At 60.1% G+C, this 4,231-nt stretch carries 4 protein-coding genes; 3 read left to right on the plus strand and 1 reads right to left on the minus strand.

All coding sequences use genetic code 11. The annotated features are described in order from the left end of the window. Nucleotides 1-1,459, minus strand: a 1,459-nt coding sequence (locus V7Z98_RS17775) for a S8 family serine peptidase (protein ID WP_334159425.1), incomplete at its 3' end; no start/stop codon positions are given. Between the two features lie 173 nt (nucleotides 1,460-1,632). On the opposite strand from V7Z98_RS17775, the gene V7Z98_RS17780 reads away from it, so the two are divergent. The 3 genes from V7Z98_RS17780 to V7Z98_RS17790 all read left to right on the plus strand — a co-directional run. After that, complete coding sequence (locus tag V7Z98_RS17780) at nucleotides 1,633-2,940, plus strand: DUF1173 domain-containing protein (protein WP_334159427.1); 1,308 nt, start codon at nucleotides 1,633-1,635, stop codon at nucleotides 2,938-2,940. Nucleotides 2,941-3,504: 564 nt separating this feature from the next. Next, nucleotides 3,505-3,687 (plus strand): hypothetical protein, encoded by a 183-nt coding sequence (locus tag V7Z98_RS17785; RefSeq protein ID WP_334159428.1) that lies wholly within the window; start codon nucleotides 3,505-3,507, stop codon nucleotides 3,685-3,687. Between the two features lie 277 nt (nucleotides 3,688-3,964). Then, on the plus strand, nucleotides 3,965-4,231 hold a 267-nt coding region (locus V7Z98_RS17790), incomplete at its 3' end, for a hypothetical protein (protein WP_334159429.1).

A 4,231-nucleotide genomic window follows, 5' to 3' on the forward strand; every position in this document is an offset into this window, starting at 1 on the left:
CCGTCTTGGGGGCCAGCAGTTGCAGGGTGCCGGCAAGATTGGCAGTCCCTGACACATTCAGGCCCGTACCAATCTGCACGGCCGTAGTGCTGTCGGCGGTGGCGGTGTAGTCGCCCGCGATTTTGCCGCCGTAACTGGCAAACGTGGCACTGCCCACCTTGACGCTGCCCGCCAATGAGCCGGTCAGGCCGAGGGTGCCTTCTTTCACATCGGTCAGGCCGGTGTAGGTGTTCGCGCCGGACAGCGTGAGTGCACCGGCTCCGGTCTTGAGCAAACCGCCGGTGCCCGTGATGTCGTTGCCGAAGATGCCGCCGTTTGCGCTGGTCACGTCAGCAGTGAAATCGGTGACGAATTGGCCAGGACCCTTCACTGCCTTTGCGGCATTCACAAGGCCCCAGCCATAGGTGGCATCCACGCCTGCATCACCGAGGTCGGTAGCTGTCGTCAAAAGCGTCGTCTGCAGGTTCGATCCGGTCATCCACGGGTAGGCCTGCGACACCAGTGCAGCGATTCCCGTCACTTCGGCTGCAGCCACCGACGTGCCCGTCAATCCCCCCCCGATACCGCCTGCCGTCGGCAGTACCACGGGGACGACGGCTGCCAGGCACCATGCGGCCGCATCGCCGCAGGAATTGAGCGCGTCATCCTTCGTCGTCGGGTTGCCCTTCGCATCGACGTTCACACCGGTGACGGCGAGCCACTGGCTTGCAAGCTGCGGCTGGTATTTCGGCGCAGCAGCCGGGTACGCCGCCGATGCAGCACCATCGTTGCCGGCCGAAGCAACCACCAGTCCGCCTGACTGGATGGCCTTGCTGGTGGCCAGCGCCCAGGCGGCGGCTGAATTCTGCGCAGAGGCCGGGTCCGTGTAACTGGTGCCCAGCGAAAGATTGAAGATCCGCACGCCGGCATCCACCATCGCGTTCACCGCTCGGGTTGCCGCCGTAGACGTGCAGCTGTCGTCGTAGCAGATGCGACCCCAGTAGAGATCCACGTCCGGAGCAATTCCGCCAGCGAAATCGGTCGTTGCCTTGCCGGCGATGATCGCGGCCATTTCCACGCCGTGGTACGGCTTGGGGCTGTCGGCCGGTTCTGCGGCCTGGCTGTCGGTGAAGTCGGTGTATGACACCACACGACCATCGAGCGGGGCGTAGTCGTATTTCGGGCCATCGAGCAGACCCACCTTGACGCCGGTGCCCGTATAACCCAGTGCATGGGCCTGATCGACGTTGCTCGGCACCAGCAGATTGTTCGCTACGCCGTTATATCGGTACGCGCACGGCAGGGGTCCGCCATTGTTCGTTGCGGTTGCGTCCTGGCACGTCGTCGGTGTCGTCGGGGTTGTCGGAGTCGTCGGCGGATTGGATTTGACGTTGCCGCCACCGCCACCGCCTCCACAAGCACTCAGGGAGACGGCAACCATAACGGCGAGATAAAGCGGGCTCTGGTGTGGATATTTCATCGTGGCTTCCTTGGGTGGTGGCCGTCTATCGGCTGAAGTGGCGTGTTCTTTAATGAAAATGTGATAGTTCTCACGAAACTTATACTGCCGTCTCGGTTTTTTCATGGCGCAACTGGAATTATTCAGAACGCAGCCGACTCGTAACTTAACCGTTCAAGATGCCAGGAGCCTCCATGTACCAGCTGGGAAATTCAAAGTTCGATACCAGTCACGCGAACGCGCGCCAGCTTCTTGCCACAGCCCACTCCAAGCAAGAGCGGCCGCTTTGTCTGTGCAAGACTCCCCCGATCCCCATGTATATCGCCAAGCATGGCGATCTGTTCCTTGTAAAGCGCATGCCGGGGACGGGCTTCAAGCATTCGCCAGACTGCGAAAGCTATGAGCCGCCGGCCGAGCTGTCTGGACTGGGCGAAGTCGCCGGGGCCGCAATTCAAGAAAACGTCGAAGACGGCACGGTAGCCTTGCGGCTGGACTTCGCTCTTTCAAAGCAGGGGGCTCGGATCGCGCCGGCGCCGGCCGAATCGGAAAAGGACACTGCTCGAACAGACGGCAAGAAATTGACGCTCCGTGGCGTGCTCCATTATTTGTGGGATCAGGCAGGGTTTACCCGGTGGGCCCCTGCGATGGAGGGCAAGCGAAACTGGCGGACGATACAGAAATATCTAACCCAGGCCGCATCCGACAAGACCGCCAAGGGCGCGGCATTGGATGCAAGCCTCTTCGTGCCGGAAAGCTTCGACAAGGAACAGTGGGATGCGATCAAGCAGCGGCGGGGGACCAAGCTCGCGCCGCTGTCCAAGGCTGGCGGCGCGCGCAAGCTGATGATCGTGGTTGGTGAAGTGAAAGCTATCGACCGGGGCCGCTACGACATGGACCTCATCGTCAAGCACCTGCCTGACATGAAATTCACGCTCAATGCTGACATCCATCGTCGCCTGGAGAAGCGATTTGAACGCGAGTTGAGCATGTGGAAGCGCGAAGCTGATGGCCACCTGATCGTGATCGCGACTTTCGGCCTCAATTCAGCCGGCTATGCCGTCATCGAAGAGGCCGCTCTGATGTTCACCGATAAGCACTGGCTTCCCTGCGAGAACGTCAATGAAATGAACCTGCTCAAGACGCTTGTGGATGCGGAGCGGCATTTCTCCAAGGGGCTTCGCTACAACCTTCCTGCCTCTCGCCCGATGGCCTTCGCGGTCATGCACGACACGCGCCCGCTTCCGGTCGCGCTCTATGTTCTGCCGGCCGACTACCCTGACGGTTACGAGCAGGCGTTCAATGATCTGGTGCAAAACAGTCACCTGGCCGGCTGGTATTGGCGCCCGCCGCAAGCACTTCCGGATTTGCCGGCGTTGGATGGTTACTCCTCGATGGAAGCCCCCACGCTTGCCGCCACAGAAGAAACCGTCAGCTCCGCTGCTGCAGGCGATGATGATGCTGAAGGCTCGAACACGCCTGCCCACGGTGACGAACCTGCTTGACGACTGGTGTCGTCACCATCATGAAATCGCATGCCGACGTTCATTTAAATTCGTCCATGATTATTCCCGCCCCCGCCGCTTTCCACGGCTTGGTTGGCGGGGGCCGCCGGCGCCTCTGCGTTTTTCCCCTGACGCAGCGGCTCCGGTGTCTTTTATCCGAGGGCATGACCATGCACCCCATTGCATTACCCCCCTCTCGCCTATCTCCTACTGCCGCGCCAAGCGCAGCGGGTTCGGCTACCGCCGATGCCCATATCCTGGAATTGGGCCGCATCATGCTCTCCGCTGCCGCCCTCGAATTGCTTGCTTCGTCGCCAACCACGACGCGCGATATTCTTGAGGCCCATCGGCATGGGCACTGGCCCTGTATCTCGCCCGCAACGCGCGAGCGTTTCTTGTCTTGCGCCCGCTTGGGTAGCCCGTTCTCTGCACGCTTTCCCTTGGGGGAAGGCTCTCGCGACGATGTGTGCATCATCCATGCGCCGGGGATGGGCCTCACCCTCGTCATGCTGCCCCACGAGGCCAAGTCCCTACCCTTTCTTTCGCCTTGAAAGCGGACTCCTCGTGCGCTCGTTCGATAACCAACTGGATCTGTTCCGTGATGACCCCCGCCTTGCTGCTAGCCAATGGCGAACCGCAGCGGAGAAGTCGCTTGAGCAGTTTCCCAAGGATCTTGCTCGACACCGGTATTACCTGAACCAAGCCGAAGAACTGGAAAAACAATGCACACCAACACTGCCCGACTGACTGCGCCTGCGGGATGGGGCTATCCGCCCGGCTATCCACTTGGGGAAATCTCGGCTGATCACCTCCCGGATTTGCCGATGCTTCGGCTCTGTAGCAAAAAAACCATGCTGGCTGCCATTCGCGATGCCGTTGCCCCCCTGCCTTACCTTCACGCCGTTCGCCCCTCTCACCTGGTCGCTCGGTACGGCATACCTCGGACTACCGCCATTTCTGTGTTACAACGTGCGCTATCCCGTACTCCCTCCGACTTCGGCCGCATGAATGCGAGGCATCCCCTATGAGCGTTTCTCACGCCGCACTTTCTCGTCTTGCCTTGGGTTCTTTTGCGTTGCTGATGTCCTTCCCTAGCTTCGCTGAAGTTGCCCCCCCTGTGCGGGTAAGCATTGAACTAACCAGCGGCAAAGAGAAAGTATATGCCGATACGGTCGTGATAAATGACCGCCATACTAAAAACATTAGCGGCAGTAAATTCAACAGTGATTTCACTGTGGAGATTACCCCATTTCTGATTGATTCAGATCATGTGGGGGTGCGCTTCTCCCTT

The sequence above is a fragment of the Oryzomicrobium sp. genome (genome assembly GCF_036820405.1).
Taxonomy (GTDB): Bacteria; Pseudomonadota; Gammaproteobacteria; order Burkholderiales; family Rhodocyclaceae; genus Oryzomicrobium.

Bases quoted from the DNA above. Each gene is read 5' to 3' on its own strand.
- V7Z98_RS17780 (WP_334159427.1), top strand. From the start codon at position 1,633: ATGTACCAGCTGGGAAATTCAAAGTTCGATACCAGTCACGCGAACGCG.